The following is a 25,902-nucleotide window of genomic DNA, read 5'->3' on the forward strand; positions in this document are numbered from 1 at the left end:
GTCTTGCATTGGGGCCGCTGTGCGGCCCATCGCCGGCTTGCCTGCGATGGGCTGCAAAGCAGCCCGGGACTTACTCGGCCACGGCGTTCTTGGCCAGGATCGCGTTGGCCAGTTCCATGTCGCTGGCCTGGACGCCCGGGTTGTCCGCGCGTACCTGGCGAATCGCGGCTTCCAGGAACGGACCGCGGATGGCGCCCTCACTGGCGACGAAGCTGCCGGCGTCGTCCTGGGCGGCGACGATCAGTTTGTGGTCCTTGAAGGTCAGGTAGGTCGAGGCAGTGGTGGCACCGGAGGAGATGATGTTGCGCCAGAACGTGTCGGCCATGGCCGAGCCGAGGGGCAGCGAACAGAGGACGGTGGCTGCGATGGCTGTTTTGAAACGCATGATGAATCACCTCGGTCGATGAGGGCTGTCGGAATGCCGGTTTGATCCGTTTTACCGCGGCCAAGTTCCCGACCACACGGGAGATTTCTTACTTATCCACAGACCCGTAGCACCTCCTCGATGGAGGTCAGCCGTTGCTCGGCCAGGCGGCTTCCGCTGCGGCGCAGGTCGTGCAGGCCATCAGCGATCGCCTGCTGGCGCAGCACTTCCAGGTCGGCGCCTGGGGTGATGCGCTGGCGTAGCGCGCTGTCGACCCGTAGCAGCTCGAACAGCCCGGTGCGGCCATGAAAGCCGCTGCCCCGACAGGTCTGGCAGGCGGGGCGATCGGTGTGTTCCATGCCTTGGCAGGCAGGACACAAGGTGCGCACCAGCCGTTGGGCCATGACCCCCAGCAACGTGGCCCTGATCAGGTAGTCGGCCACCTTCAGCTCCTGCAGGCGGGTGATTGCCGCGCAGGCATCGTCGGTGTGCAAGGTGGACAGTACCAGGTGGCCGGTCAGCGCCGCCTGTACCGCCACTTGGGCGGTTTCCTGGTCGCGGATCTCGCCGATCATGATGATGTCCGGATCCTGCCGCAGCAGAGCGCGCACGCCATCGGCGAAGCCCAGGCCCAGGCCGGGTTGCACCTGTAGCTGGTTGATCGCCGGCTCCAGGCGCTCGATGGGGTCCTCGATGCTGCACAGGTTGACCTGGGGCGTGGCCAGGTGGCGCAGGCTGGCGTAGAGGGTGCTGGTCTTGCCCGAGCCAGTGGGGCCGGTTACCAGCAGGATGCCCTGGCGCCGTTGCAGCAGGGTTTTCCACTGGGCCAGCAAGGGCGCCTCCAGGCCGAGGTGCTCGAGGGTTTCATGGCGTAGCTGCGGATCGAACAGACGCAGCACCAGCTTCTCGCCGAATGGCGTGGGCAACGTGGACAGGCGCAGCTCGATCTGCGCGCCATCCGGCAGGCGGCTTTTCAGGCGGCCGTCCTGGGGCCGACGCTTCTCCGCCACGTTCATCCGACCCAGGTGCTTCAGGCGGCTGACCATGGCCAGTGCGACGCCCGCCGGGAAGGCGTAGACAGGGTACAGCAGGCCATCGATGCGCAGGCGCAGGTGGCCCAGTTCGCGGCGCGGTTCCAGGTGGATATCACTGGCACGCTGCTCGATGGCGTACTGCAGCACCCAGTCGACAATGCGCACCACATGCTGATCCTCGGCGCCCGCTTGGGCCTGGCTGGCACCCAGCTCCAGCAGCTGCTCCAGTTCGCCGAGCCCGGGCGCCGGGGGCTGCTGGGCATTGCGCAGTGAACGCGCCAGGCCGAAGAAGGTGGGCGTCAGTTGGCGGATCTGCCGGGGGCTGGCCAGCACACGTTGCACGCGCTTGCCCAGGCCGTGGCACAGGTCGGCCTCCCAGTCACGTCGATAGGGTTGGGCGCTGGCCACGGTCACGCTGCTGTCGTCCAGCGCCACGGCGAGGATGCCGTGACGTTCGGCGAAGGCCGCTGACATCAGGCTGGCAACCTGTGCCAGGTCGACCTGCAGCGGGTCGATGTGCAGGAATGGCTGGCCCACCTGATCGGCCAACCAGTGGCAGAGCGCATGCAGGTCCAGGTGCTGGCCAGGGTGTAACGGATCTGCCAGGGCCAGCGCGGCGATCAGCTCCAGGGGATGCTCGTCAGGGTGTTGCCTGGCCCGCTCGAGCGCCTTGAGCGCATCGCAGGCGGCGATCCGCTGTTCGGCGAGCAAGGCGTCGAGCAGCCGGTTCAGGTCCAGGTCTTGGCTAGCGTTGGCAAACATGGCGAGATCCCTGCCAGGTGATCCATGACGCTGGCAAGGCTAGTCAGAGGACGCAATGGTGGGGTGAATAAAGGGTTTCGGAATCTTGCCAGGGGGCGTTCAGGCCGAGGCGGCCTGCGCCAGGCGTGGCCGGCACTCCAGGCTGACATCGGCCACGCAGACCAGGTTGCGCAGCTTCTGCGCGATGACTTCGGCGCGGTGCCAGCTCAGGCCGCCGATGCCGATTTCCATGTCCAGCAGGTCATCGCACTGGTTGACCTGGACGCTATGTGGTGTGAGGAACTGCAGGGCGAACAGGTTGAGCACCCGGCACAGGCTGTCCGGTTCCGCCTCGGCCTGCAGGCGATAGTGGACGGTGCTGTGGGCGGTGTTGGGGGCCCAGGCATCGATCCTGGGCTGTTCGGCTGAGTGCATGGCGTTTCTCCACGAAAGTGAAGAAATTCTTGCACGCTGGCGGTGGTATTTTTTCGCTATGATTTGAGCGTTTTCTATCTATTGAGAATAGTTTAATTCGCAAAGTTGAGTTCTGGAGAATTGATAATGCATGGTGGATTGGATGCCTATGATCGGCGCATCCTCGAGCTGCTGCAGGAGGACGCGTCGCTGTCCAGCGCGCAGATCGCCGAGCGCGTGGGCCTGTCGCAGTCGCCATGCTGGCGGCGCATCCAGCGCTTGAGGGAGGAGGGCGTGATCCGCGGGCAGGTGACCCTGCTGGATCGCAAGAAGGTGGGGCTGAACACGCAGATCTTTGCCGAGGTGAAACTCAATGCGCATGGGCGCTCGAACTTCGCCGAGTTCACCGAGGCGATCCGCGGGTTTCCCGAAGTGCTGGAATGCTACGTGCTGATGGGGGCGGTGGACTTCCTGCTGCGCATCGTTACCTCGGATATCGAGGCTTATGAGCGGTTCTTCTTCGAGAAGCTGTCGAACGTGCCGGGTATCCAGGAAGTGAACTCGATCGTGGCGTTGTCGGAGATCAAGTCGACCACGAGCTTGCCATTGAGACCCTGACGAGTCGATCGCGGGGCAAGTCGCAACGGCGCACCGCCGCTCCCACGAAGTGCAGGAGCGGGCAGCGCGGACTCAGGCCTTGAGCAGGTGTTTCCAGGCGCGGTTCTGCTCAATGGCGCGGGCCTGCTCGATACGGGCTTCGAGCAGTTCTTCCTTGCCTTCTTCCACCAGGGGGTGCTCGGCCAGTTCGTGCAGCTTGTTCAGCTCGCCGTAGAGGCGGTCCTGTTGCGGCAGGTCCAGCACCTGGCGGGCGTGGTGCAGCCAGCTCTGCACGCATTCGATGCGTGGCAGCTGTTCGGCCAGGTCTTCCGGGCGCTGCACGTACAGCGGCAGCTTCAGGGCGCGAGACTCCTCACCCAGCAGGTGCTGCAGCCAGCTGGCCAGCTGCGCCTTGCCCTGGCGCTCGCCACGGCCCTTGCGCTCGGCGGTCCAGGCGCGGGCGCTCAGCCAACGTGCGGTCTCCAGGGAGAACTGGCCCCAGCGCGGGTCTTCCAGTTCTTCGGCGAACTGCTCGGGGGCGGCGCGGCGAATGTCCTCGTCATCGTTGCCGGCCAGCACCAGCGGGCGCCAGTCTTCCAGCAGCGCGTCGAGGCTGGCGCGCAGGGCACGGGTGGTCGGGCGCGGCGCGGCCTGGCCGAGGCTTGCGGTGAGGGCGCGCAGTTCGGCCAGGCAGCGGACCCAGTCCTGCAGCAGGCGCCAGTGGCCATTGTGGCGATACTGCTCGGCCAGGCGCTGGCTGCTGCCCAGCAGTTGCCAGGCGAGGGCGGCGTAGGCGTCGTCCAGCGGCATCTCGGCCTGCAGTTCGGTCACCGGCAGGCCCAACTCGTAGCTGTCCGGATCGAGCAGGCGGTAGCCGCGCTCGGCCTTGCTGATGTCGCAGGGCATCAGTGGCAGGCTGGCGGCCAGCTCGGCGGCCAGCTCCAACAGCGCCTCAGGGGGACCTTCACGCAGTTCCAGCTCCAGCTCGCAGATTTCTTCCTTGCGCTTGCCGGCGATCACGAAACCTTGGTCCAGCGCGGCCTCGATCACCACCTTCGCCTTGCCACGGCCCCAGGCGATCTCGGCGTACTCGCGGGTGAAGTCGGTGGTGAACAGCGGCTTGATGGTCTTCTTGTCCAGCTCGGCCAGTTGCTCGGGCCAGCAGGTGGCGTCGAGCTTCTTCAGGTCGAGCTTGACCTTGTCCAGGTGCCACTCGTGCTCGTTGCGCTCGGACAGGCCGGCGACGCTCTGACCACGGCACTTGAGGGTCTGGATGATGACCTCGCCATCACGGCGAAGGCGCAGGGCGACACGGGCGGCGGACAGGTCGCGCTCGGGGGTGTCGAAGTACTGGTTGAGCAATTCGCGGGTCTGCCAGCCGGACTTGTTGCGCTTCTTCAGCAGGGGGTGCTCGCGCAGGGCGGCAAGGGTCTCGCGGCTGGCGCGGAGTTTGAGTTCGGTTTCTTTGTGCATCGCGGGCTCGGAAGGAGGGGCATCGTTGCTGGGCAGTCTACAGTACTTGCTCCACGAGGATGCTGTGGATTGCCAGGTGACGGGTCGCCATTGTTATGATGCCTTTCACGCCGTCGAGGAGTCCGCGCATGCCGTTGCCGTCGCTGAAAGACCAGTTCGCCGCCCTGATCGCCGCGCCCTCGGTCAGTTGCACCCAGCCTGCGCTGGACCAGTCCAACCGCGCGGTCATCGACCTGCTGGCCGGCTGGCTGGGCGACCTGGGCTTCACCTGCGAGATCCAGCAGGTCAGCCCCGGCAAGTTCAACCTCCTGGCCAGCCGCGGCACCGGCCCGGGCGGCCTGGTGCTGGCCGGACACAGCGATACCGTGCCCTACGACCCGCAGCTGTGGCGCAGCGATCCGCTCAAGCTGAGCGAGGTCGATGGTCGCTGGGTCGGGCTGGGCAGCTGCGACATGAAAGGCTTCTTCGCCCTGGTCATCGACGCGGTCATCCCGCTGCTTGAGCACGATTTCAAGCAACCGCTGCTGATCCTCGCCACCTGCGACGAGGAAAGCTCGATGTCCGGCGCCCGCGCTCTGGCCGAGGCCGGCCAGCCGCTCGGACGGGCGGCGGTGATCGGCGAGCCTACCGGGCTCAAGCCGATCAGGATGCACAAGGGCATCCTCATGGACCGTATCGACATCCTCGGGCGCAGTGGCCATTCGTCGGATCCGAGCTTGGGCCGCAGCGCCATGGAAGCCATGCACGCGGTGATGGGCGAGCTGATGGGCCTGCGTCGTACCTGGCAGGAGCAGTACCGCAACCCGCAGTTCACGGTGCCGACGCCGACTCTGAACTTCGGCTGCATCCATGGTGGCGACAACCCCAACCGCATCTGTGGCCAGTGCGCCCTGGAGTTCGACCTGCGCCCGCTGCCGGGCATGGATGTCGAGCAGCTGCGCGCGGCGATTCGCGGCAAGATCGCGCCTTTGGCCGAACGCCACGACGTGCGTATCGACTATGCGCCGCTGTTCCCCGAAGTACCGCCATTCGAGCAGGACGCCGACAGTGAACTGGTGCGCCTGGCCGAACGCCTGACCGGTCACCGCGCCGAAGCGGTGGCCTTTGGCACCGAAGCGCCTTATCTTCAGCAGCTCGGTTGCCAGACCATCGTGCTCGGCCCGGGTGACATCGCCTGCGCCCACCAGCCCGGCGAATACCTGGAAATGTCACGAATCGAGCCTACTGTGCGTCTACTCCGTGACCTGATCCGGCACTATTGCCTGAGCCATTGATCTTTCCCTGACCAGAGGAGACCGCGCGTGACCGCAAGCCTGTTCCGACGATGACTTTCGAACGTTGTGCGCCTTTTCGTTCTCCGTTCACTTATCCACAGGCCCTGTCATGCCCGATTACGTCAACTGGCTGCGTCATGCGTCTCCCTACATCAACGCCCACCGCGACTGCACCTTCGTGGTCATGCTTCCCGGTGATGGCGTCGAACACCCGAATTTCGGCAACATTGTCCACGACCTGGTGCTGCTGCACAGCCTTGGTGTGCGGCTGGTGCTGGTCCACGGCTCGCGCCCGCAAATCGAAAGCCGCCTGGCCGCCCGCGGCTTGACCCCGCACTATCATCACGGCATGCGCATCACCGATGCGGCAACGCTCGACTGCGTGATCGATGCGGTCGGCGCCTTGCGCCTGGCCATCGAGGCGCGCCTGTCGATGGATATGGCGGCCTCTCCGATGCAGGGCTCGCGCCTGCGGGTGGCCTCCGGCAACCTGGTCACGGCGCGGCCGATCGGCGTGCTCGAAGGGGTCGACTACCACCACACCGGCGAAGTGCGCCGGGTTGACCGCAAAGGCATCAACCGCCTGCTCGATGAGCGCTCCATCGTGCTGCTGTCGCCGCTGGGCTATTCGCCGACCGGCGAGATCTTCAACCTCGCCTGCGAGGACGTGGCCACCCGTGCCGCAATCGAACTGGGCGCGGACAAGCTGCTGCTGTTCGGCGCTGAACCTGGCCTGCTGGATGCGCATGGCCAACTGGTGCGTGAGCTGCGGCCACAGCAGATCGCGCCGCACCTGCAACGCCTGGGCAGCGACTACCAGGCCGAGCTGCTGGATGCCGCCGCCGAGGCCTGCAAGGGGGGCGTGGCGCGCAGCCATATCGTCAGCTATGCCGAGGACGGTGCGTTGCTGACCGAGCTGTTCACCCGTGGCGGTGGCGGGACGCTGGTGTCTCAGGAGCAGTTCGAAGTGGTGCGCGAGGCGACCATCGAGGATGTCGGCGGCCTGCTGGAGCTGATCAGCCCGCTGGAAGAGCAGGGCATCCTGGTGCGTCGCTCGCGCGAGGTGCTGGAGCGGGAGATCGAGCAGTTCAGCGTGGTCGAGCGCGAGGGCATGATCATCGCCTGCGCGGCGTTGTACCCGATTGCCGATTCCGAAGCCGGGGAGCTGGCGTGCCTGGCGGTGAACCCGGAGTACCGGCATGGCGGGCGTGGCGACGAACTGCTCGAGCGCATCGAGGAGCGGGCGCGGGCGCTGGGGCTGAACACCCTGTTCGTGCTGACGACCCGCACCGCGCACTGGTTCCGTGAGCGTGGCTTTGCACCCAGTGGCGTGGAACGGCTGCCGGCGGCGCGGGCTTCGCTGTACAACTACCAGCGCAATTCGAAGATCTTCGAGAAGCCGCTCTGATGCCATCGCGGGTCAAGCCCGCTCCCACGGTGTACACGGGCTGGCACACGTGGGAGCGGGCTTGACCCGCGATGCGATGGCAAAGAAAAACGCCGCCCTTGTGGGCGGCGTTTTCGTTTACACGGTATGCAGGTACCAGTTGTACTCGAGGTCGGAGATCGAATGCTCGAACTCCTCCAGCTCGCTCTCCTTGCACGCGACGAAGATGTCGATGTACTTCGGATCGATGTACTTGTTGAGGATCTCGCTGTCGTCCAGCTCGCGCAGGGCATCGCGCAGGTTGTTCGGCAGGCTCTGCTCCAGCTGCTCGTACGAGTTGCCTTCAATCGGCTCGCCCGGTTCGATCTTGTTGGTCAGACCGTGGTGCACGCCGGCCAACACGGCCGCCATCATCAGGTACGGGTTGGCGTCGGCGCCGGCCACCCGGTGCTCGATGCGTACGGCGTCCGGCGAGCCGGTCGGCACGCGCAGGGCCACGGTGCGGTTGTCCAGGCCCCAGCTCGGCGCGTTCGGCACGTAGAACTGCGCGCCGAAACGGCGGTACGAGTTGACGTTCGGGCAGAGGAACGCCATCGAGGCAGGCAGGGTCTCGAGCACACCGCCGACAGCGTGACGTAGCGCGGCGTTCTGCTCGGGATCCTCGCTGGTGAAGATGTTGTTGCCATCCTTGTCCAGCACGGAGATGTGTACATGCAGGCCGTTGCCTGCCTGGCCCGGGTAGGGCTTGGCCATGAATGTGGTGTCCATTTCATGGTCGTAGGCGATGTTCTTGATCAGGCGCTTGAGCAGCACCGCGTAGTCACAGGCCTTGAGCGGGTCGGGGACGTGGTGCAGGTTGACTTCGAACTGCGCCGGGGCGCTTTCCTTGACGATGGCGTCGGCCGGGATGCCTTGCTCCTTCGCGCCTTCGAGGATGTCCTGCAGGCAGTCGGCGTATTCGTCGAGGTCGTCGATCAGGTAGACCTGGGTCGACTGCGGGCGCTTGCCCGAGATCGGCGAGCGCGGCGGCTGCGGACGGCCGTTCACGTTCTCCTGGTCGATCAGGTAGAACTCCAGCTCGAACGCGGCGCAGATGGTCAGGCCCATCTCGGTGAACTTGCTCACCACCTGGCGCAGTACTTCGCGCGGGTCGGCGAAGAAGGGCTCGCCTTCGAGCTCGTGCATGGTCATCAGCAGTTGCGCGGTCGGGCGCTTCTGCCAGGGTTCGTTGGAGAGGGTGCCGGGGATGGGGTAGCAGATACGGTCGGCGTCGCCGATGTCCAGGCCAAGGCCTGTGCTTTCGACGGTTGAACCGTTGATATCCAGGGCGAAGAGGGAGGCAGGCAGGTTGATGCCTTTCTCGTAAACCTTGTGGAGGCTGGTGCGCTCGATGCGCTTGCCACGCACCACACCATTCATATCTGCAATCAGAAGGTCAACGTAGAGAACCTCAGGATGTTCCTTAAGGAACGCGTTCGCTTCGTTAAGCTGAACGGCACGCGGGGGTACCGACATGATGCAACACCTTTGTTGTTAAAAATATCAATCAAGGGGGGCTTGCAACCTCAGTCAATCGGAAAGACCAGGTGAAGTCAAGCCAACCCCATGATGCCCTTAAATGGCACATCTACGGCAGATTTGCTGCATATCGGGGCGTGCCATTATCCGCTATTTTTGCCCTGAAGGGTTATCCCGAGCGGGGCGTGTTTTATTTTTTACGGAGAGGTTGTGTAAAAAAATGAACGAGGATAAGCTCGGTCACAACCCAGAACACAATAATACGAGGGTCACATGGTCCGCTTGCCGAGACCTGTCAGCGCCGCATGCACGGTGCGTTCAGGTACATCTCCCGGTTGCCGTCCGGTCATCGCACGCCTGTATCAAAGGGGCGCCGCGCTGGCCGCAATAATTGACGGTTCGCGAAAAAAAACCATACCTCGTAACGCTTTACCGCAACACCTCCTTTCCTTCTGCCCTTCGCTTTCTGTCCGGACGCGCCGTCATGGCGTGCCTCCACTGTCGTCCTGCGCGAGGGTTTTTGCTTTAGCCATGCACAGCATCCAGAATCAAGGCGCGGGCCTTTCCAGGCCCCTCGGCGCCCTGCGCGCCGACTTTGCCCGACGCCTGGCGTCAGTGGCCGCCGGTTGCCTTCAATCGCGCCACATTACCTCCTGAGGTATTTATGAGTCACAACCTCGACCAGCTCACCGATTGGTTGAAAGAGCACAAGATCACCGAAGTGGAATGCCTGATCAGCGATCTGACCGGCATCACCCGCGGCAAGATCTCGCCCACCAACAAGTTCATCGCCGAGAAAGGCATGCGCCTGCCTGAAAGCGTGCTGCTGCAGACCGTAACCGGCGACTACGTCGACGACGACATCTATTACGAACTGCTCGACCCGGCCGACATCGACATGATCTGCCGCCCCGACGAGAACGCGGTGTTTCTCGTACCGTGGGCCATCGAGCCGACCGCCCAGGTGATCCACGACACCTACGACAAGAAGGGCAACCCGGTCGAACTGTCGCCGCGCAACGTATTGAAGAAGGTCCTGAAACTCTACGCCGACAAGGGCTGGCAGCCGATCGTCGCGCCCGAGATGGAGTTCTACCTCACCAAGCGTAGCGAAGACCCGGACTTTCCGCTGCAGCCGCCGGTGGGTCGTTCCGGCCGTCCGGAAACTGGGAGGCAGTCGTTCTCCATCGAGGCGGCCAACGAATTCGACCCACTGTTCGAGGACGTCTATGACTGGTGCGAACTGCAGCAGCTGGACCTCGACACGCTGATCCACGAGGACGGCACCGCGCAGATGGAAATCAACTTCCGTCACGGCGATGCCCTGCACCTGGCCGACCAGATCCTGGTGTTCAAGCGCACCATGCGCGAGGCCGCGCTCAAGCACAACGTGGCCGCCACCTTCATGGCCAAGCCCATGACCGGCGAGCCGGGCAGCGCGATGCACCTGCACCAGAGCGTGGTCGACGTGGCCACCGGCAAGAACATCTTCTCCAACGCCGACGGCAGCATGAGCAAGCTGTTCCTGCACCATATCGGCGGCTTGCAGAAGTTCATCCCCGAGGCGCTGCCGCTGTTCGCCCCCAACGTCAACTCGTTCCGCCGCTTCCTGCCGGACACCTCGGCACCGGTGAACGTCGAGTGGGGCGAAGAGAACCGTACCGTTGGCCTGCGCGTACCCGATGCCGGCCCGCAGAATCGCCGGGTCGAGAATCGCCTGCCGGGCGCCGACGCCAATCCCTACCTGGCCATCGCCGCGAGCCTGCTGTGCGGCTACATCGGCATGGTCGAAGGCATCGAGGCCAGCGCGCCGGTGCAGGGCCGTGGTTACGAGCGGCGCAACCTGCGCCTGCCGCTGACCATCGAGGACGCCCTCGAGCGCATGGAGAACAGCCGCGCGCTGGTGCAGTACCTGGGCAAGAAATTCATCACCGGCTACGTCGCCACCAAGCGCGCCGAGCATGAGAACTTCAAGCGCGTCATCAGCTCCTGGGAGCGTGAGTTCCTGCTGTTTGCTGTGTGATCAACCCTGAGGCCGCCTGCGGGCGGCCACCGGAAAATGGAGAGGCACATGAGCGTCAACAACCCGCAAACCCGTGAATGGCAAACCCTGAGCGGCGAGCACCACCTTGCACCTTTCAGTGACTACAAGCAGCTGAAGGAGAAGGGGCCGCGCATCATCACCAAGGCGCAGGGCGTGCATTTGTGGGACAGCGAGGGGCACAAGATCCTCGACGGCATGGCCGGCCTGTGGTGCGTGGCGGTCGGCTATGGTCGTGAAGAGCTGGTGCAGGCGGCAGAAAAGCAGATGCGTGAGCTGCCGTACTACAACCTGTTCTTCCAGACCGCTCACCCGCCGGCGCTGGAGTTGGCCAAGGCGATCACCGACGTGGCGCCCAAGGGCATGACCCATGTGTTCTTCACCGGCTCCGGCTCCGAGGGCAACGACACCGTGCTGCGCATGGTCCGTCATTACTGGGCGCTGAAGGGCAAGCCGCACAAGCAGACCATCATCGGCCGCATCAACGGCTACCACGGTTCCACCTTTGCGGGTGCGTGCCTGGGCGGCATGAGCGGCATGCACGAGCAGGGTGGCCTGCCGATTCCGGGCATCGTGCATATCCCGCAGCCGTACTGGTTCGGCGAGGGTGGCGACATGACGCCGGATGAGTTCGGCGTGTGGGCGGCCGAACAGCTGGAGAAGAAGATTCTCGAAGTCGGCGAGGACAATGTCGCCGCCTTCATCGCCGAGCCGATCCAGGGCGCCGGTGGGGTGATCATTCCGCCTGAGACCTACTGGCCGAAGATCAAGGAGATCCTCGCCAAGTACGACATCCTGTTCGTTGCCGACGAAGTGATCTGCGGTTTTGGTCGCACCGGCGAGTGGTTCGGCTCCGACTACTACGACCTTGCGCCTGACCTGATGACCATCGCCAAGGGCCTGACCTCCGGTTACATCCCCATGGGCGGTGTGATCGTGCGTGACAAAGTGGCCAAGGTGATCAGCGAAGGTGGCGATTTCAACCACGGCTTCACCTACTCCGGCCACCCGGTGGCGGCGGCGGTGGGTCTGGAAAACCTGCGCATCCTGCGTGACGAGAAGATTGTCGAGCGTGCCCGCAACGAAACGGCACCGTATTTGCAAAAACGACTGCGTGAGCTGCAGGACCATCCGCTGGTGGGCGAGGTACGCGGCCTGGGCCTGCTCGGCGCGATCGAGCTGGTCAAGGACAAGGCCACCCGCAGCCGTTACGAGGGCAAGGGCGTTGGCATGATCTGCCGCACCCACTGCTTCGAGAACGGCCTGGTGATGCGCGCGGTGGGCGACACCATGATCATCGCGCCGCCGCTGGTGATCAGTCGCGAAGAGATCGACGAACTGGTGGAAAAGGCGCGCAAGTGCCTGGACCTGACCTACGAAGCGGTCAAATGACAGTCTGCTAGGCTGGCGAGGTGACATTAAGTCGTTACAAGGCCCTGCTTCTGTTGAAACAGCGCCTTGTAACTTGCCAGACTAACGGCTGTTTAGTCGCCCAGCGCGCGTCCCGTGGTACCTGGCTGCTGAACAGATGGCTTGATAATAAATTCTGGAGCATTACGCATGAAGAAATTGGGCAAGACGCTGCTGGCCGCGGCCCTGATGGGTGCCATGGCGACCGCTGTTCAGGCTGACGACAAGGTGCTGCACGTCTACAACTGGTCGGACTACATCGCCCCGGACACCGTGGCCAACTTCGAGAAGCAGACCGGCATCAAGGTGGTCTACGACGTCTTCGACAGCAACGAGACCCTCGAAGCCAAGCTGCTGGCGGGCAAGTCGGGCTACGACATCGTCGTGCCATCGAACAACTTCCTGGCCAAGCAAATCAAGGCCGGCGTCTATCAAGAGCTGGACCGCTCCAAGTTGCCCAACTGGAAGAACCTCGACCCGGCACTGCTCAAGGCCGTGGGCGATGCCAGCGACCCAGGCAACAAGTTCGCCTTCCCTTACATGTGGGGTTCGATCGGCATCGGCTATAACCCGGAGAAGGTCAAGGCCGCGCTGGGCGTGGACAAGATCGACTCGTGGGACGCCGTGTTCAAGCCTGAGAACATCGCCAAGCTCAAGAGCTGCGGCGTGAGCTTCCTCGATGCCCCGACCGAGATGATCCCGGCCGCGCTGCACTACCTGGGCCTGCCCAGCGACAGCACCAAGAAGGAAGACCTGAAGGCCGCGGAAGACCTGTTCCTGAAGATCCGTCCTTCGATCACCTACTTCCACTCTTCCAAGTACATCTCGGACCTGGCCAACGGCAACATCTGCGTGGCCGTGGGTTACTCGGGTGACCTGGAGCAGTCCAAGGCCCGTGCCCACGAGGCCGGCGACAAGGTCAAGCTGAGCTACACCATTCCGAAGGAAGGTGCCGGCACCTTCTATGACATGGTCGCCATTCCGAAAGACGCCGAGAACGTCGAGGCCGCCTACAAGTTCATGGACTTCCTGCTGCAACCGGAAGTGATGGCCGGCATCACCAATGCCGTGCGCTTCCCGAACGGCAACAAGGCAGCCACCCCGCTGGTGGACAAAGAGATCACCAGCGATCCGGCGATCTACCCGTCCGATGAAGTGAAGGCCAAGCTGTACGCCATCAAGGCGCCGGAAAAGACCGCCCAGCGCGAGATCACCCGCAGCTGGACCAAGATCAAGTCGGGCAAGTAAGCCCGATGCAAGGCCCTCTGGGCCGGGGTTTCCCGGCCTGGAGGCAGGTTAAGGCAAATAAGTTTGCGGCATCCACGCCGTGAAGGTAAGTTGCGCGCCGGTTTTGCGTGTGCGGCCGAGGTTTACTGCCCGCAAAGGCACTGATTGTGAGGACCACCCACTTGTCTATTTCTGTTTTTCGCAAGGCCTTGATGGCCGGAGCGGGTCTGACGCTGGCTTGCAGCGTCCAAGCGGCGCCCACGGTGCACATCTACAACTGGTCCGACTACGTTGGCCCCAATACCCTCGCCGATTTCCAGAAGGAAACCGGCATCACCCCGAAATACGACGTCTTCGACAGCAACGAAACGCTGGAAGGCAAACTGCTGGCCGGGCGCACCGGCTATGACGTGGTCGTGCCGTCCAACCATTTCCTCGGCAAGCAGATCAAGGCGGGCGCTTTCCAGAAGCTCGACCGTGACCTGCTGCCCAACTACGTGAACCTCGACCCGGCGCTGATGAAGCGTCTGGAGAAGAACGACCCGGGCAACCAGTACGCCGTCCCTTACCTGTGGGGCACCAATGGCATCGGCTACAACGTCGAGAAGGTCAAGGCGGTACTGGGCACTGACAAGATCGACTCCTGGGCGGTGCTGTTCGAACCCGAGAACATGAAGAAGCTCAGCCAGTGCGGCGTGGCCTTCCTCGACTCGGCCGACGAGATGCTCCCGGCGGTGCTCAACTACATGGGCCTGGACCCGAACAGCAGCAACCCCAAGGACTACCAGAAGGCGGAAGAGAAACTGCTGGCCGTGCGCCCGTACGTGACCTACTTCCACTCATCGAAGTACATCACCGATCTCGCCAACGGCGACATCTGCGTGGCCGCCGGCTTCTCCGGCGACATTTTCCAGGCCAAGGCCCGCGCTGAAGAAGCGAAGAAGGGCGTGAAACTGGCCTACGCCATTCCCAAGGAAGGCGGCAACCTCTGGTTCGATGTGCTGGCGATTCCCAAGGACGCCAGCAACGTCAAGGAGGCCCACGCCTTCATCAACTATTTGCTGAAACCTGAGGTGATCGCCCAGGTCAGTGATTACGTCGGTTACGCCAACCCGAACCCCAAGGCTGGCGACCTGATGGACCAGGCCGTGAGGACTGACGCCGCGGTTTACCCACCGCAGGAAGTGCTGGACAAGATGTTCGTCAACGCTGAGTTGCCACCCAAGGTGCAACGTTTGATGACCCGCAGCTGGACCAAGGTCAAGTCGGGCAAGTAACAATCCAGGCCCGCCAGCGCAGCGGCGGGCACATAAATCTTGTTGGGAGTTTCACTCATGGCAGTTGCCTCCGGTGCCTATAAGAAAGCCCTCGAGGGTGGCCAGCAACCCAAGCAGGTGCTGGTCAAGATCGACCGGGTCACAAAAAAATTCGACGAAACGGTAGCCGTGGACGATGTGTCCCTGGAAATCCGCAAGGGTGAGATCTTCGCCCTGCTGGGCGGCTCCGGGTCCGGCAAATCGACCTTGCTGCGCATGCTGGCCGGCTTCGAGCGTCCGACCGAAGGGCGGATCTTCCTCGATGGCGTCGACATCACCGACATGCCGCCCTACGAGCGGCCGATCAACATGATGTTCCAGTCCTACGCGCTGTTCCCGCACATGACCGTGGCGCAGAACATCGCCTTCGGCCTGCAGCAGGACAAGATGCCCAAGGCCGAGATCGAAGCCCGCGTGGCCGAGATGCTCAAGCTGGTGCACATGACCCAGTACGCCAAGCGCAAGCCGCACCAGCTGTCCGGTGGCCAGCGTCAGCGCGTGGCCCTGGCCCGCTCGCTGGCCAAGCGCCCGAAACTGTTGCTGCTCGACGAGCCGATGGGCGCGCTGGACAAGAAACTGCGTTCGCAGATGCAGCTGGAACTGGTGGAGATCATCGAGCGCGTGGGCGTGACCTGCGTGATGGTGACCCACGACCAGGAAGAGGCCATGACCATGGCCCAGCGCATCGCCATCATGCACCTGGGCTGGATCGCCCAGATCGGCAGCCCGATCGACGTCTATGAAACCCCGACCAGCCGCCTGGTTTGCGAGTTCATCGGCAACGTCAATCTGTTCGAGGGCGAGGTGGTCGACGACGCCGAAGGCCACGCGATCATTGCCAGCCCGGAACTGGAGCGCAAGATCTACGTCGGCCACGGCGTCACCACCTCGGTCGAGGACAAGCACATCACCTACGCCCTGCGTCCGGAGAAGCTGCTGGTCACCACCGAGCAGCCGACCTGCGAGCATAACTGGTCGCGCGGCAAGGTCCACGACATCGCGTACCTCGGCGGCCACTCGGTGTTCTACGTCGAGCTGCCCGGCGGCAAGATCGTCCAGTCGTTCGTCGCCAACGCCGAGCGCCAGGGCACCCGCCCGACCTGGGATGACGAAGTCTACGTGTGGTGGGAAGACGACAGCGGCGTGGTACTGCGCTCATGAAACCACGAAAGCTCAAACGAGCCCTCCAGCGCTTGATCCCCGAAGGACGGCACATGGTGATCGGCGTGCCGTTCATCTGGCTGTTCCTGTTCTTCATGCTGCCGTTCTTCATCGTATTGAAGATCAGCTTTGCCGAAGCCGACGTGGCGATTCCGCCGTACACCGAGATCTATACCTATCTGGAAGGCAAGGTCCAGCTGGTGCTGAACCTGGCCAACTACGGCCTGCTGACCGAGGATGAACTGTACATCGCGGCCTACCTCGGCTCGTTGAAAGTGGCCTTCTTCAGCACCTTGCTGTGCCTGCTGATCGGCTACCCGATGGCCTATGCCATCTCCAAGGCGAACAAGGAATCGCAGACGGTCTTGCTGCTGCTGATCATGATGCCGACCTGGACCGCGATCCTGATCCGCGTCTATGCCTGGATGGGCATCCTCAGCAACAACGGGCTGCTCAACAGCTTCCTGTTGTGGCTGGGCCTGATCGACCAGCCGCTGCAGATTCTCAACACCAACCTGGCGGTGTATATCGGCGTGGTCTATTCGTACCTGCCGTTCATGATCCTGCCGTTGTACGCCAACCTGGTAAAGCATGACCAGAGCCTGCTCGAAGCCGCATCGGACCTGGGTTCGAGCACCTTCAACAGCTTCTGGAAAATCACCGTGCCGCTGTCGAAGAACGGCATCATCGCCGGCTGCATGCTGGTGTTCATCCCTGTGGTCGGTGAGTTCGTCATCCCGGAACTGCTGGGCGGTCCGGAAACCCTGATGATCGGTAAAGTGCTGTGGCAGGAGTTCTTCAACAACCGCGACTGGCCGGTGGCATCCGCCCTGGCGGTGGTGATGCTGGCGATCCTGATCGTGCCGATCCTGCTGTTCAACCGTAGCCAGGCCAAAGAGATGGAGGGCCGCGCATGAAACGCTTCAGTTTCTCCAAGCTGATGCTGGTGCTCGGCTTGCTGTTCATCTACCTGCCGATGCTGATCCTGGTGATCTACTCGTTCAACGCCTCGAAACTGGTGACGGTGTGGGGCGGCTGGTCGGTGAAGTGGTACGTCGGCCTGCTCGACAACACCCAGCTGATGGGTTCGGTGATGCGCTCACTGGAGATCGCCTGCTACACGGCGGTCGCCGCCGTGGCGCTGGGCACCCTGGCGGCCTTCGTGCTGACCCGGGTCACCCGCTTCAAGGGCCGCACCCTGTTCGGTGGCCTGGTCACCGCGCCGCTGGTGATGCCCGAGGTGATCACCGGTCTGTCGCTGCTGCTGCTGTTCGTGGCCATGGCGCAGATGATCGGCTGGCCCCAGGAGCGGGGCATCGTCACCATCTGGATCGCCCACACCACGTTCTGCGCCGCCTATGTGGCGGTGGTGGTGTCGGCGCGCCTGCGCGAGCTGGACCTGTCCATCGAAGAGGCGGCCATGGACCTGGGCGCCAAGCCGTGGAAGGTGTTCTTCCTGATCACCATCCCGATGATCGCGCCGTCGCTGGCGGCGGGCGGCATGATGTCGTTCGCCCTGTCGCTGGATGACCTGGTGCTGGCCAGCTTCGTCTCCGGCCCGGGCTCGACCACCCTGCCGATGGAAGTGTTCTCGGCCGTGCGCCTGGGCGTGAAGCCGGAGATCAACGCCGTGGCCAGCCTGATCCTGCTGTCGGTGTCGCTGGTGACCTTCCTGGTCTGGTACTTCAGCCGCCAGGCCGAAGAGCGTCGCCGCCGGGCGATCCAGCAGGCCATCGAAGAGGGCGCCGCGGCGAACGTCTCGCAGCCGCAGGTGCGTCGTCCGGCCCAGGCCACCGCGCAGGCCTGAGCCAACGCATCGCGGGGCAAGTCGCATCGGCGCACCGATGCGACTTGCCCCGCGATCGTTTCAGCCCTGGTCCGGCCAGTTCCAGGCCGGTTCATCCAGCATGCCTTGTCCGACGATACCGGTCTGCCCCAAGTTTTTCTCCAGGTGGATCGAATTGCAGTCGGCATCCTCCTCCAGCGCCGCCACCAGCCGGGGCGCGTGCGATACCACCCATACCTGACATTGCTGGGCCGCGCGGCGGATCAGGCGTGCCAGTGCCGGCAGCAGGTCCGGGTGCAGGCTGGTCTCCGGCTCGTTGAGCACCATCATGCTCGGCGGGCGCGGCGTGAGCAGGGCCGCCACCAGCAACAGGTAGCGCAGGGTCCCGTCGGACAGCTCCGCGGCGCTCAGCGGCCGCAGCAGTCCGGCCTGGTGCAAGCGCAGGCCGAACAGACCGCCGGGCTGGGCATCGACCGCGAGCCGGGCGCCGGGAAAGGCGTCGCCCACGGCGTCCTGCAGGGCTTGCAGGTCGCCGATCTCGTCGATGGTCTGCAGGGCGGCGGCGAGGTCACGGCCGTCGTGATGCAGCACCGGCGTGCGCGTGCCCAGCCGTGATTGCCGGGCAGGGGCCTCGGCATCGGTACGGAAATGGTCATAGAAGCGCCAGCTGCGGATCTGCTCGCGCAGATGCGGCACCTCGGGGGAGCCCTGGAGGCTGCCGACCTGGTCGAACAGGCTGTCGAACTCGGTCATGTGCTGGTGCAGCACCTGCCATTGGCGCCCATCGCGGGCCTTGACCATCCCTGCATTGCGCTGCACCAGCAGGCTGGCGGGGCGGCACAGGGGGCCTGCCCAGATCGTCTCCTGCTTGATCTGCGGGTCCAGGGCGAACTTTGACCGGCTGGGTTCGGGCAGGCCGAGGCTGATCGCGTAGCCGAAGTCTTCGCCAGCGAAGCCCATCTTCAGGCGCCTGGCCTGCTGGCGTGGCCCGCCTTGCACCGGCACCTCGCCGTTGAGCATGCGCCGGGAGAGTTTCTCGGGGCCGGCCCAGAAGGTCGACTCCAGCCCGCCCTCGGCTGCCAGCGCGTTGACCACGCCGCCGCGGGCGGTCTCGGCCAGCAGGCGCAAGGCTTTGTACAGGTTGGACTTGCCGCTGCCGTTGGCACCGGTGATCACGTTGAGCTGCCCGAGCGGCATCACCAGCTGGTTGATCGAGCGGTAGTTGGCAATGGCCAGGGTGGTCAGCATCAGCATTGTCCTTGAGCGTCTGGCCCACAGTATCGCCGATAGCGCTGTGCTTTGTTGAACCGACATCGGTGTCGTTTGTCCATCCCTGATCTACGCTTTCAAACGCATCCCTCACTCCCTTTGTCGAAGCAAGGAGCCTGCATGACGGTAACGCGTCCGCTGATGGTCGTTTGCCTGGGGCTGCTGTTCATGCTGACGGGCTGTGGTAAAGAGGAGGCCGCGCCGGTGTTGCCCCGGGTCGCGGTGCAACAGGTGCAGCCCACCGACTTCGCCGCCCGGGTCACCTTGACCGGAGACGTGCAGGCGCGGGTGCAGACCGACCTGTCGTTCCGCGTGGGCGGCAAGATCATCGCCCGCGGCGTCGATGTCGGCGACCACGTCAAGGCCAACCAGGTGCTGGCGCGCCTGGATCCGAAGGACCTGCAGAACAACGTCGACTCGGCCAAGGCCGAGGTGTTCGCCGAGCAGGCGCGGGTTACCCAGGCCAGCGCCGCGTTCGTGCGTCAGCAGAAGCTCCTGCCCAAGGGCTACACCAGCCAGAGCGAGTACGATTCCGCCGAAGCCGCGCTGCGCAGCAGCCAGAGCGCGCTCAAGGCCGCCCAGGCGCAGTTGGCCAACGCCAACGAACAGTTGAGCTACACGGCGCTGGTGTCCGAAGCCGACGGGGTGATCACCGCGCGCCAGGCCGAAGTCGGCCAGGTGGTGCAGGCGACCATGCCGATCTTCAGCCTGGCGGTCGATGGCGACCGTGACGCGGTGTTCAATGTCTACGAATCGTTGCTGGTGAAGTCCCCCAGCGACGAGGGCGTTGTCGTCAGCCTCTTGGACAACCCGGCGATCAAGGCCGAGGGCCGGGTCCGCGAGATTACCCCGACGGTCTCCGCCGAGAGCGGCACGGTGCAGGTCAAGGTCGCGCTGCGCAACGTGCCGGCGGGCATGCAACTGGGGTCGCCGGTCACGGCCACTGGCAACACCCAGGGGCAGCCCAGCATCGAGCTGCCGTGGTCGGCCCTGACCAAGGCGCTGAAGGAGCCGGCGGTGTGGGTGGTGGGCGAGGGCGACAAGGTTGAATTGCGCAAGGTCCAGGTCGCGCGCTACCTCACCGGCAAGGTGGTGATCGCTGACGGTATCAAGGGCGGCGAGACCGTGGTGGTGGGCGGTGGGCAGCTGCTGCATCCGGACATGCAGGTCGAGAAGGTCAGCGCCAAGGACGGAGGGGCCGCGCCATGAAACGTCAGTTGCTGATACTGTCGGCCAGCCTGATGCTGGGCGCCTGCGGTGGCGATGAGGCGCCACCTGAGGCGATCCGTCCGGTGCTCTCGACACTGGTCGAGCCGCAGGTACAGTCGCAGCTGGGCCGCTTTGCCGGCGCCATCCAGGCCCGCTATGAAAGCACTTTGGGTTTTCGGGTGTCCGGACGCATCGCCCGGCGCTGGCTGGATGTCGGCGCCCGGGTAAGCCCAGGCGACACCCTGGCGACCCTCGATCCGACCGACCAGCAAAACCAGCTGCGCGCCGCCGAAGGCGACCTGGCCAAGGTCCAGGCGCAATGGATCAACGCCCAGGCCAATGCCCGCCGCCAGCAGCAGCTGTACGACCGTGGCGTCGGCGCCCAGGCCCAGCTGGATATCGCCCAGACTGACCTGAAAACCACCGGCGCCGCGCTGGAGCAGGCACGCTCGGCGGTCAGCCAGGCCCGCGACCAGCTCGGCTACAGCACCCTGCGCAGTGATCATGCGGCGGTGGTCACCGCCTGGCAGGCCGAGGCGGGGCAGACCGTCAGCGCCGGTCAGGCGGTCGTCACCCTGGCCCGCCCGGACGTCAAGGAGGCGGTGATCGACCTGCCGATTCCGCTCGCCGAACAGCTGGACAAGGACCTCACCTTTACCGTCGCTTCGCAGCTCGACCCAGGCATCAACACCACCGCCACGCTGCGCGAGCTCGAGCCACAGGCTGACGCCACCACCCGTACCCGTCGCGCCCGATTGACCCTGACCAGCACGCCCGATGCCTTTCACCTGGGCACCGCGGTCAGCGTGACCCTGACCTCGGCGGTGAGCCCGCGCAGCGAGCTGCCGTTGACCGCGCTGCTCGAGCGGGACGGCAAGACCCAGGTGTGGGTGGTCGATCCGCAGCAGAAAACCGTGGCTACCCGCGATGTCGCGTTGATCGAACGTACCGCCGACAGCATCGTCCTTGCCTCCGGGGTGCAGCCCGGCGAGCGCGTGGTGACCGCTGGCGTGAACAGCCTCAAGCCCGGCCAGAAGGTCACCTTCGACGAGGACGCGCAATGAAAGGAAGCTTCAACCTCTCGGAATGGGCGCTGAAGCACCAGTCCTTCGTCTGGTACCTGATGTTCGTTGGCCTGCTGATGGGGATCTTCTCCTACTTCAATCTCGGCCGTGAGGAAGATCCATCCTTCACCATCAAGACCATGGTCATCCAGACCCGCTGGCCCGGCGCCACCCAGGACGAGACCCTCTACCAGGTCACCGACCGCATCGAGAAGAAGCTCGAGGAACTGGACTCCCTCGACTACGTGAAAAGCTACACCCGTCCAGGGGAATCCACCGTCTACGTCTACCTGCGTGACACCACCAAGGCCAAGGACATTCCCCAGATCTGGTACCAGGTGCGCAAGAAGATCCAGGACATCCGCGGGCAGTTCCCCGCAGGCATCCAGGGCCCGGGCTTCAATGACGAGTTCGGCGACGTGTTCGGCTCGATCTACGCGTTTACCGCCGACGGCCTCACGCTGCGGCAACTGCGCGATTATGTGGAAGTGGCGCGGGCCGAAGTGCGCGAGGTGCCCAACATCGGCAAGGTCGAGCTGATCGGGACCCAGGACGAAGTGCTCTACCTGAACTTCTCCACCCGCAAGCTGGCCGCGCTTGGCATCGACCAGCGCCAGGCCATGCAGGCCCTGCAGCAGCAGAACGCGGTGACCCCGGCCGGGGTGATCGAGGCCGGACCCGAGCGCATCTCGGTGCGCACCACCGGGCAGTTTGCCTCGGAGAAGGACCTGGAAACGGTGAACCTGCGTATCAACGATCGCTTCTTCCGCCTGGCCGACATCGCCGATATCGAGCGCGGCTATGTCGACCCGCCGTCGCCAATGTTCCGTTTCAATGGCCAGACGGCCATTGGCCTGGCGATCGGCATGAAGGCCGGCGCCAACATCGAGGTGTTCGGCGCCGCCCTGAAAGCGCGGATGGACAGCATCGTCCGCGACCTGCCGGTGGGGGTTGGCGTGCACAACGTGTCTGACCAGGCAGTGGTGGTCAAGCAGGCGGTCGGCGGCTTCACCAGCGCGCTGTTCGAAGCCGTGGTGATCGTGCTGGCGGTGAGCTTCGTCAGCCTGGGCATTCGCGCGGGGCTGGTGGTGGCCTGCTCGATTCCGCTGGTGCTGGCGATGGTGTTCGTGTTCATGGAGTACAGCGACATCACCATGCAGCGGATCTCGCTCGGTGCGCTGATTATCGCCCTGGGGTTGTTGGTGGACGACGCGATGATCACTGTCGAGGTGATGGTCACGCGCCTGGAGATGGGCGAGACCAAGGAGCAGGCGGCCACCTTCGCCTATACCTCCACGGCGTTCCCCATGCTCACCGGCACCCTGGTGACGGTGGCCGGCTTCGTGCCTATCGGCCTCAACGCCAGTTCCGCGGGCGAGTACACCTACACCCTGTTCGCGGTGATTGCTGTGGCCTTGCTGGTGTCCTGGGTGGTGGCGGTATTTTTTGCGCCGGTACTGGGCGTGCACATTCTCAGCAGCAGCAAGCTCAAGCCCCATGAGGCCGAGCCCGGGCGTGTCGGCCGGGCGTTCGAAGGCGGGCTGCTGTGGTGCATGCGCCACCGCTGGCTGACCATCATCGGCACGGTGCTGCTGTTCGCCCTGTCGATCTTCAGCATGCGTTTCGTGCAGAACCAGTTCTTCCCGTCGTCGGACCGGCCGGAGATCCTGGTCGACCTGAACCTGCCGCAGAATGCCTCGATCGAGGAAACGCGCAAAGTCGTCGACCGCCTGGAGGCGCGGATCAAGGACGACCCGGACCTGGTGCACTGGAGCACCTACATCGGCCAGGGCGCGATCCGTTTCTACCTGCCCCTCGACCAGCAGTTGCAGAACCCGTACTACGCCCAGCTGGTGATCGTCAGCAAGGGTTTCGAGGAGCGCGAGGGCATGATGCAGCGCCTGCAGAAGCTGCTGCGTGAGGAGTTCGTCGGCATCGGTACCAACGTTCAGTCGCTGGAGATGGGGCCCCCGGTGGGCCGGCCGATCCAGTACCGGGTCAGCGGCAAGGATATCGACCAGGTGCGCAAGCACGCCATCGAACTGGCGACCCTGCTCGACAGCAACGAACACATCGGCGAGATGATCTACGACTGGAACGAGCCCGGTAAGGTGCTGCGCATCGAGATCGCTCAGGACAAGGCGCGCCAGCTGGGCCTGTCGTCCGAGGATGTGGCCAATGTGATGAACAGCATCGTCAGCGGCGTGCCGGTCACCCAGATCAACGACAACATCTACCTGGTCAATGTGGTGGCCCGCGCCGAAGACAGCGAACGCGGCTCGCCGGATACCTTGCAGAACCTGCAGATCGTCACGCCCAGCGGCGCCTCGATTCCTCTGTTGGCCTTCGCCACGGTGCGCTATGAGCAGGAGCAACCGCTGGTATGGCGTCGCGACCGCAAGCCGACCATCACCATCAAGGCCTCGGTGGTCGGTGATATCCAGCCCACCGACCTGGTAGCCGAACTCAAGCCCAGTATCGAAGGCTTTGCCAGCCAGCTGCCGGTGGGTTATGAGGTGGCCACCGGCGGTACGGTGGAGGAGAGCAGCAAGGCCCAGGGACCGATCGCCGACGTCATCCCGTTGATGCTGTTCCTGATGGCGACCTTCCTGATGATCCAGCTGCACAGCGTGCAGAAGCTGTTCCTGGTGGTCAGCGTCGCGCCCCTGGGGCTGATCGGCGTGGTGCTGGCGCTGGTGCCCACGGGTACCCCGATGGGCTTCGTGGCGATCCTCGGGATCCTCGCGCTGGCAGGGATCATCATTCGCAACTCGGTGATCCTGGTGACCCAGATCGACGAATTCGAAGAGCAGGGCTATACGCCGTGGGATGCGGTGGTGGAGGCGACCAACCACCGCCGCCGGCCGATCCTGCTGACGGCGGCGGCGGCGAGCCTGGGCATGATCCCGATCGCCCGGGAAGTGTTCTGGGGGCCGATGGCCTACGCCATGATCGGCGGCATCATCAGTGCAACGCTGCTGACGCTGCTGTTCCTGCCGGCGCTGTATGTGGCCTGGTACAAGATTCGCGAGCCCGAGGACAAAACCCCGCGACCGCATTGACCCCTGTAGGAGCGGCCTTGTGTCGCGATGGGCCGCATGGCGGCCCCAGGATCTGGGCATCTTGCAGAATTGTCGGGGCTGCTGCGCAGCCCATCGCGACACAAGGCCGCTCCTACAGGTCATCCTTTAAAATTGGTTATATAAACATTCTTAAACAGTATTTTTAAGAATATCCGCGCCTCACTAGTATTGCCCTCAAGCCAGGCGCAATCCCCTTCAAAACCTCTGCCCGGCACCCTTACTCACAGGAGAACGAGCATGAGTGCATCCCTGCGCAGCATCGACGGTCAGGACGAAGCCACCATTCTGCGTGAAATCCAGAGCGCGCTGCGCGACCTGCGCTTCGGCGCGGTGGAGATCACCGTGCACAACGCCCAGGTGGTGCAGATCGAACGCAAGGAGAAGTTCCGCCTGCAGCAGCCCGGCAACAAGTCCGGCTGACACCGCATCACTTCAAAAACTAGAAAAATGCCAATCGGGAGCTTCACCATGTCCATCCGCCGTTATGCGCTTGCCGCCCTGGCCAGTGCCGTTTTTGCCGGTTCCGCGATCGCCAAGGACTACGAACTGCTGAACGTGTCCTATGACCCGACCCGCGAGCTGTACCAGCAGTACAACGCCGAGTTCATCAAGCACTGGCAAGCCGCCCACCCGGGCGACAAGGTGAAGATCCAGCAGTCCCACGGTGGTTCGGGCAAGCAAGGGCGTGCGGTGATCGACGGCTTGCGCGCCGACGTGGTAACCCTGGCCCTGGCCGGTGACATCGACGAGATCGCCAAGCTCGGCAAGACCCTGCCGGAGGACTGGCAGAAGCGCCTGCCGGACGCCAGCACGCCGTACACCTCGACCATCGTGTTCCTGGTGCGCAAGGGCAACCCGAAAGGCATCAAGGACTGGGGCGACCTGATCAAGAAGGATGTCTCGGTCATCACCCCCAACCCGAAAACCTCCGGCGGCGCCCGCTGGAATTTCCTCGCCGCCTGGGCCTACGGCCTGAAGACCGGTGGCAGCGAAGACAAGGCCAAGGCTTACGTGCAGGAGCTGTTCAAGCACGTGCCGGTGCTCGATACCGGCGCCCGTGGCTCGACCATCACCTTCGTCAACAACGGCCAGGGCGATGTGCTGCTGGCCTGGGAAAACGAGGCCTTCCTGGCGTTGAAGGAAGACGGCGGCGCCGACAAGTTCGAGATCGTCGTGCCTTCGCTGTCGATCCTGGCCGAGCCACCGGTGGCGGTGGTCGACAAGAACGCCGAGAAGAAGGGCAACGAGAAGATCGCCGAGGAATACCTCAAGCACCTGTACAGCCCGGCTGGCCAGAAGATCGCCGCAGAGAACTTCTACCGTCCGCGTGACGCGAAGGTCGCCGCCGAATTCGGCCAGCAGTTCCCGAAACTGGACCTGGTGACCATCGACAAGGACTTCGGTGGCTGGAAGACTGCGCAGCCGAAGTTCTTCAATGATGGTGGGGTGTTCGACCAGATCTATCAGGCACAGTAAGCGGTATGGAGAAGCGGGGCCGCTGTGCGGCCCTTTCGCGACACAAGGCCGCTCCTAC

21 protein-coding genes are annotated in these 25,902 nt (G+C 64.0%); 15 read left to right on the forward strand and 6 right to left on the reverse strand.

Going from position 1 to position 25,902, the window contains the following annotated elements; all coding sequences use genetic code 11:
- Positions 1-70: 70 nt before the first annotated feature.
- The 3 genes from AC25ND_RS06960 to AC25ND_RS06970 all read right to left on the reverse strand — a co-directional run bounded on the left by AC25ND_RS06960 (position 71) and on the right by AC25ND_RS06970 (position 2,574).
- Positions 71-385 carry a DUF2388 domain-containing protein gene (locus AC25ND_RS06960; protein WP_028688550.1) on the reverse strand — a complete coding sequence of 105 codons (315 nt, stop codon included), beginning with the start codon at positions 383-385 and terminating at the stop codon, positions 71-73.
- 92 nt (positions 386-477) lie between these two features.
- On the reverse strand, positions 478-2,160 hold the full coding sequence (locus AC25ND_RS06965; protein WP_062359872.1) for a GspE/PulE family protein: 1,683 nt from the start codon (positions 2,158-2,160) through the stop codon (positions 478-480).
- 99 nt (positions 2,161-2,259) lie between these two features.
- Positions 2,260-2,574 (reverse strand): hypothetical protein, encoded by a 315-nt coding sequence (locus AC25ND_RS06970; RefSeq protein WP_062359870.1) that lies wholly within the window; start codon positions 2,572-2,574, stop codon positions 2,260-2,262.
- A gap of 126 nt (positions 2,575-2,700) precedes the next feature.
- Between AC25ND_RS06970 and AC25ND_RS06975 the strand changes: the two genes are divergently transcribed.
- Complete coding sequence (locus AC25ND_RS06975) at positions 2,701-3,171, forward strand: Lrp/AsnC family transcriptional regulator (protein WP_062359868.1); 471 nt, start codon at positions 2,701-2,703, stop codon at positions 3,169-3,171.
- Between the two features lie 72 nt (positions 3,172-3,243).
- Here AC25ND_RS06975 and AC25ND_RS06980 read toward each other — a convergent pair whose 3' ends face one another.
- Entirely contained in the window at positions 3,244-4,623 is a 1,380-nt protein-coding gene (locus AC25ND_RS06980; protein ID WP_062359866.1) for a CYTH domain-containing protein, read from the reverse strand.
- A gap of 128 nt (positions 4,624-4,751) precedes the next feature.
- Between AC25ND_RS06980 and argE the strand changes: the two genes are divergently transcribed.
- Both argE and argA read left to right on the forward strand, forming a co-directional pair.
- The gene (gene argE, locus AC25ND_RS06985; RefSeq protein WP_062359864.1) at positions 4,752-5,897 is read left to right on the forward strand and encodes an acetylornithine deacetylase; all 1,146 of its coding nucleotides are present in this window, start codon (positions 4,752-4,754) and stop codon (positions 5,895-5,897) included.
- Between the two features lie 109 nt (positions 5,898-6,006).
- Positions 6,007-7,305 carry an amino-acid N-acetyltransferase gene (argA, locus tag AC25ND_RS06990; RefSeq protein WP_028688544.1) on the forward strand — a complete coding sequence of 433 codons (1,299 nt, stop codon included), beginning with the start codon at positions 6,007-6,009 and terminating at the stop codon, positions 7,303-7,305.
- Between the two features lie 117 nt (positions 7,306-7,422).
- Here the strand turns inward: argA and AC25ND_RS06995 are convergent, their stop codons facing one another.
- Complete coding sequence (locus AC25ND_RS06995; protein WP_028688543.1) at positions 7,423-8,799, reverse strand: glutamine synthetase family protein; 1,377 nt, start codon at positions 8,797-8,799, stop codon at positions 7,423-7,425.
- Between the two features lie 667 nt (positions 8,800-9,466).
- Here AC25ND_RS06995 and AC25ND_RS07000 point away from each other — a divergent pair.
- From AC25ND_RS07000 to AC25ND_RS07030, 7 genes are all read left to right on the forward strand, one after another.
- Positions 9,467-10,825 (forward strand): glutamine synthetase family protein, encoded by a 1,359-nt coding sequence (locus AC25ND_RS07000; RefSeq protein ID WP_062359862.1) that lies wholly within the window; start codon positions 9,467-9,469, stop codon positions 10,823-10,825.
- Between the two features lie 48 nt (positions 10,826-10,873).
- Positions 10,874-12,235, forward strand: coding sequence for an aspartate aminotransferase family protein (locus AC25ND_RS07005; protein ID WP_028688541.1), 1,362 nt, complete (start codon positions 10,874-10,876; stop codon positions 12,233-12,235).
- 168 nt (positions 12,236-12,403) lie between these two features.
- Entirely contained in the window at positions 12,404-13,501 is a 1,098-nt protein-coding gene (locus tag AC25ND_RS07010) for a polyamine ABC transporter substrate-binding protein (protein WP_011536274.1), read from the forward strand.
- A gap of 161 nt (positions 13,502-13,662) precedes the next feature.
- Positions 13,663-14,757, forward strand: a complete 1,095-nt coding sequence (locus tag AC25ND_RS07015; RefSeq protein WP_062359858.1) for a polyamine ABC transporter substrate-binding protein — start codon at positions 13,663-13,665, stop codon at positions 14,755-14,757.
- A gap of 57 nt (positions 14,758-14,814) precedes the next feature.
- Positions 14,815-15,957, forward strand: coding sequence for a polyamine ABC transporter ATP-binding protein (gene potA, locus AC25ND_RS07020; protein ID WP_062359856.1), 1,143 nt, complete (start codon positions 14,815-14,817; stop codon positions 15,955-15,957).
- Positions 15,958-15,992: 35 nt separating this feature from the next.
- Entirely contained in the window at positions 15,993-16,874 is an 882-nt protein-coding gene (locus tag AC25ND_RS07025; RefSeq protein ID WP_175406148.1) for an ABC transporter permease subunit, read from the forward strand.
- The gene (locus AC25ND_RS07030; RefSeq protein WP_028688537.1) at positions 16,871-17,764 is read left to right on the forward strand and encodes an ABC transporter permease subunit; all 894 of its coding nucleotides are present in this window, start codon (positions 16,871-16,873) and stop codon (positions 17,762-17,764) included. Before AC25ND_RS07025 ends, AC25ND_RS07030 begins: the two co-directional genes overlap by 4 nt.
- A gap of 60 nt (positions 17,765-17,824) precedes the next feature.
- On the opposite strand, the gene AC25ND_RS07035 is transcribed toward AC25ND_RS07030, so the two are convergent.
- The gene (locus AC25ND_RS07035; RefSeq protein WP_062359854.1) at positions 17,825-18,991 is read right to left on the reverse strand and encodes an AAA family ATPase; all 1,167 of its coding nucleotides are present in this window, start codon (positions 18,989-18,991) and stop codon (positions 17,825-17,827) included.
- 141 nt (positions 18,992-19,132) lie between these two features.
- On the opposite strand from AC25ND_RS07035, the gene AC25ND_RS07040 reads away from it, so the two are divergent.
- The 5 genes from AC25ND_RS07040 (at position 19,133) to AC25ND_RS07060 (ending at position 25,844) form a co-directional block, all read left to right on the forward strand.
- Positions 19,133-20,221 (forward strand): efflux RND transporter periplasmic adaptor subunit, encoded by a 1,089-nt coding sequence (locus AC25ND_RS07040; RefSeq protein ID WP_236247705.1) that lies wholly within the window; start codon positions 19,133-19,135, stop codon positions 20,219-20,221.
- Positions 20,218-21,285, forward strand: a complete 1,068-nt coding sequence (locus AC25ND_RS07045) for an efflux RND transporter periplasmic adaptor subunit (protein ID WP_028688534.1) — start codon at positions 20,218-20,220, stop codon at positions 21,283-21,285. The genes AC25ND_RS07040 and AC25ND_RS07045 overlap by 4 nt, the downstream gene beginning before the upstream one ends.
- Positions 21,282-24,347, forward strand: coding sequence for an efflux RND transporter permease subunit (locus AC25ND_RS07050; protein WP_088852196.1), 3,066 nt, complete (start codon positions 21,282-21,284; stop codon positions 24,345-24,347). Before AC25ND_RS07045 ends, AC25ND_RS07050 begins: the two co-directional genes overlap by 4 nt.
- 258 nt (positions 24,348-24,605) lie before the next feature.
- Entirely contained in the window at positions 24,606-24,788 is a 183-nt protein-coding gene (gene oscA, locus AC25ND_RS07055; protein WP_016489716.1) for a sulfur starvation response protein OscA, read from the forward strand.
- 48 nt (positions 24,789-24,836) lie between these two features.
- On the forward strand, positions 24,837-25,844 hold the full coding sequence (locus tag AC25ND_RS07060) for a sulfate ABC transporter substrate-binding protein (protein ID WP_062359850.1): 1,008 nt from the start codon (positions 24,837-24,839) through the stop codon (positions 25,842-25,844).
- Positions 25,845-25,902 lie beyond the last annotated feature (58 nt).

Source organism: Pseudomonas sp. P110(2024) (assembly GCF_057480795.1).

Excerpts from the sequence above, each read along its gene's own strand:
- AC25ND_RS06960 (WP_028688550.1), bottom strand. The coding sequence starts at position 385 with ATGCGTTTCAAAACAGCCATCGCAGCCACCGTCCTCTGTTCGCTGCCC.
- AC25ND_RS06965 (WP_062359872.1), bottom strand. The coding sequence starts at position 2,160 with ATGTTTGCCAACGCTAGCCAAGACCTGGACCTGAACCGGCTGCTCGAC.
- AC25ND_RS06970 (WP_062359870.1), bottom strand. The coding sequence starts at position 2,574 with ATGCACTCAGCCGAACAGCCCAGGATCGATGCCTGGGCCCCCAACACC.
- AC25ND_RS06975 (WP_062359868.1), top strand. The coding sequence starts at position 2,701 with ATGCATGGTGGATTGGATGCCTATGATCGGCGCATCCTCGAGCTGCTG.
- AC25ND_RS06980 (WP_062359866.1), bottom strand. The coding sequence starts at position 4,623 with ATGCACAAAGAAACCGAACTCAAACTCCGCGCCAGCCGCGAGACCCTT.
- argE (WP_062359864.1), top strand. The coding sequence starts at position 4,752 with ATGCCGTTGCCGTCGCTGAAAGACCAGTTCGCCGCCCTGATCGCCGCG.
- argA (WP_028688544.1), top strand. The coding sequence starts at position 6,007 with ATGCCCGATTACGTCAACTGGCTGCGTCATGCGTCTCCCTACATCAAC.
- AC25ND_RS06995 (WP_028688543.1), bottom strand. The coding sequence starts at position 8,799 with ATGTCGGTACCCCCGCGTGCCGTTCAGCTTAACGAAGCGAACGCGTTC.
- AC25ND_RS07000 (WP_062359862.1), top strand. The coding sequence starts at position 9,467 with ATGAGTCACAACCTCGACCAGCTCACCGATTGGTTGAAAGAGCACAAG.
- AC25ND_RS07005 (WP_028688541.1), top strand. The coding sequence starts at position 10,874 with ATGAGCGTCAACAACCCGCAAACCCGTGAATGGCAAACCCTGAGCGGC.
- AC25ND_RS07010 (WP_011536274.1), top strand. The coding sequence starts at position 12,404 with ATGAAGAAATTGGGCAAGACGCTGCTGGCCGCGGCCCTGATGGGTGCC.
- potA (WP_062359856.1), top strand. The coding sequence starts at position 14,815 with ATGGCAGTTGCCTCCGGTGCCTATAAGAAAGCCCTCGAGGGTGGCCAG.
- AC25ND_RS07030 (WP_028688537.1), top strand. The coding sequence starts at position 16,871 with ATGAAACGCTTCAGTTTCTCCAAGCTGATGCTGGTGCTCGGCTTGCTG.
- AC25ND_RS07035 (WP_062359854.1), bottom strand. The coding sequence starts at position 18,991 with ATGCTGACCACCCTGGCCATTGCCAACTACCGCTCGATCAACCAGCTG.
- AC25ND_RS07040 (WP_236247705.1), top strand. The coding sequence starts at position 19,133 with ATGACGGTAACGCGTCCGCTGATGGTCGTTTGCCTGGGGCTGCTGTTC.
- AC25ND_RS07045 (WP_028688534.1), top strand. The coding sequence starts at position 20,218 with ATGAAACGTCAGTTGCTGATACTGTCGGCCAGCCTGATGCTGGGCGCC.
- AC25ND_RS07050 (WP_088852196.1), top strand. The coding sequence starts at position 21,282 with ATGAAAGGAAGCTTCAACCTCTCGGAATGGGCGCTGAAGCACCAGTCC.
- oscA (WP_016489716.1), top strand. The coding sequence starts at position 24,606 with ATGAGTGCATCCCTGCGCAGCATCGACGGTCAGGACGAAGCCACCATT.
- AC25ND_RS07060 (WP_062359850.1), top strand. The coding sequence starts at position 24,837 with ATGTCCATCCGCCGTTATGCGCTTGCCGCCCTGGCCAGTGCCGTTTTT.